Origin of the sequence: Falseniella ignava, from assembly GCF_002847645.1 — a bacterium.
GTDB classification, from domain to species: domain Bacteria; phylum Bacillota; class Bacilli; order Lactobacillales; family Aerococcaceae; genus Falseniella; species Falseniella ignava.
Window position 1 is genome coordinate 1 of record NZ_PKHE01000028.1, and the last position, 2,291, is coordinate 2,291.

Sequence of the window (2,291 nt, forward strand, 5' to 3'; positions counted from 1 at the left end):
GGTATGTTTTTAGTGGTTAAAAACATTGTACCGTAAAAGGGCTGTTACATGGCCTTTTAACTTTTACACAATTATATGGACTTTATCTAAAATAAACTATGAGGAGGAATTAATTTGAATTGTACAAGTATGTTTGTTGTAAAAATTATTCATTGTAGACCTGTTATTTAGTTAACGGCTATAATGAATAGCATTCATTATAGCCTATAGAAAGGACTTATAATGAAAAGACAACAAATTAAATACACACAAAATTTTATTACTGCTAAAGAAGACATTGAAGGCATATTATCCTTAACTAATATCTCACAGAATGATTTATTATATGAGATAGGATCTGGTAAAGGACATTTTACAAAAGAATTATGCAAAATTTGTAAGGAAGTAACTGCCATTGAAATTGATACAAAGATGTGCGAGGCAACTAGAAAAAGAGTTGGAAATCAAAATAATCTTAACATTATTAATGAGAATGTTTTGTCCTATAATTTCCCTCATGACAAGGATTATAAAATATATGGAAATATACCTTACAACATCAGTACCGATCTTGTAAAAAAGATTGCTTACGAAACCTCGGCAAGCGACAGTTTTTTAATTGTAGAAGAAGGCTTTGCAAAAAGATTATTAGATATGAATCGAGCTTTGGCATTAATCCTTAGAAAAGATTTAGAAATATCAATCGTAAAAAATATTCCGAGAACAATATTTCATCCTAGACCTTGTGTTGACTCTTCACTAATTAGAATGAAAAGACTCAATAATTATATGACATCAAGAGATAGACAAATCTATGAGGATTTTGTGTATAGCTGGGTGAATAAAGATTATCGAAAATTATTTACTAAAAACCAAATTCGAAGAGTTAAACAAAATGTAAAGATTAATGATTTTAGTCAGGTCACATTGGAACAATTTGATAGTATATTTGAGAGTTATCAATTGTTTAATTAAATTTATAGATTATGATTCTTAAGTTTTATCCCTAGTGTTGGCTAGACTATTGATATGTAGACAAACATAAATTCAGGCGGATTGCACAATGAGCAATTTTTAAGACATATTGATGAAAAGAGTGATGTATATTTGAAAAGCTCTACTAATATGAGCTGGATATAATCTTTTTGAAAGATTGATTGAAGAATTAGTTAAACATTAATCTTAACGAAAAATAGGAGAGACATGGAGCTATGCAGTGATTATGCATAGCCTTTGTCTCTCTTTAGTATTATTTTAAAGAAAATTTGTGTCATGTGTCGTATATAAATATTTACTTTGAAGGCACTTTTCAATAAAATTTGAGTGATAACAAGAAAACTTTGTGCAGATGACTTACCAGAAGAAGTAATTTCTTGTAAGGTTCTGTCTAGTCGATATGGAGGAGAAAAAGCATGAATTTAACAACAGAAAGAATGACCTTGAGAACTTTTAAATCACAAGATTTAAGAGATCTATTAGATTTTTATCAAGATGAAGAGGTTTGTAAATACTTGTTACATGAGCCATGGGATGATAGTACTTCTACTGAGTTATTAAATGAGAAAATAAATAATAATGAGCTTTCTGAAGCGAAGTTGTTGAACATAGCTTGCGTGTTAGAGGAGAAAGTTATCGGGGATATTTCTGTTTTGTACACCGATATGAAAGAAACGGTAGAAATTGGCTATGTTTTTAATCCTAAGTATTCTGGACGTGGATATGCAAGTGAAGCGGTAACCAGAGTGATTGGCTATTTATTTTCAGAACATAATGTTCATCGTATCCAGGCGGTGCTAGATGCAAGAAATTTTGCCTCAGCGGTATTATGTCAAAGAGTAGGTATGCGACAAGAGCCACACTTTATCCAAGATTATTGGAGTAAAGGCGAATGGACGGATAGTTACGTCTATGCAATTTTGGCATCTGAGCATGTAATCTAATTACCATCCAAACCACACTTCCAACATACTATTATCAATTAATACGTTAACCACCATACATGTGGAAGCTATAGCGTTGATACAAAAGATATAAATTTAGAAATCCTGCATTTCAAGCAGTTTTATAAGTATTTTGTATTTGATAAAGATGAAGAAGGATACGTCAAAAAGACTCAAAAAAACTACATGGACGTAAGAGTAGTTTTGTAACTGGTATGAGGAGACACAAAGAAAAATATAATAAGATAAAACTCATTTTATACTTTCTACAAGAGTAGCTTACAAGGCTGCTCTTTTTTATTAAAGGCAGTAAGGATTCGTTACATCCTTCTCAAAATATAAAACAATCACAGGCTAACTTTACACATTCGC

2 protein-coding genes are annotated in these 2,291 nt (G+C 30.9%); both read left to right on the plus strand.

Annotated features, from left to right (window positions below):
• Positions 1–222: 222 nt before the first annotated feature.
• Complete coding sequence (gene erm, locus CYJ57_RS07430) at positions 223–954, plus strand: 23S ribosomal RNA methyltransferase Erm (protein ID WP_101954745.1); 732 nt, start codon at positions 223–225, stop codon at positions 952–954.
• 437 nt (positions 955–1,391) lie between these two features.
• Positions 1,392–1,919 (plus strand): GNAT family N-acetyltransferase, encoded by a 528-nt coding sequence (locus CYJ57_RS07435; RefSeq protein WP_101954746.1) that lies wholly within the window; start codon positions 1,392–1,394, stop codon positions 1,917–1,919.
• Positions 1,920–2,291 lie beyond the last annotated feature (372 nt).

Bases quoted from the DNA above. Each gene is read 5' to 3' on its own strand.
- erm (WP_101954745.1), top strand. From the start codon at position 223: ATGAAAAGACAACAAATTAAATACACACAAAATTTTATTACTGCTAAA.
- CYJ57_RS07435 (WP_101954746.1), top strand. From the start codon at position 1,392: ATGAATTTAACAACAGAAAGAATGACCTTGAGAACTTTTAAATCACAA.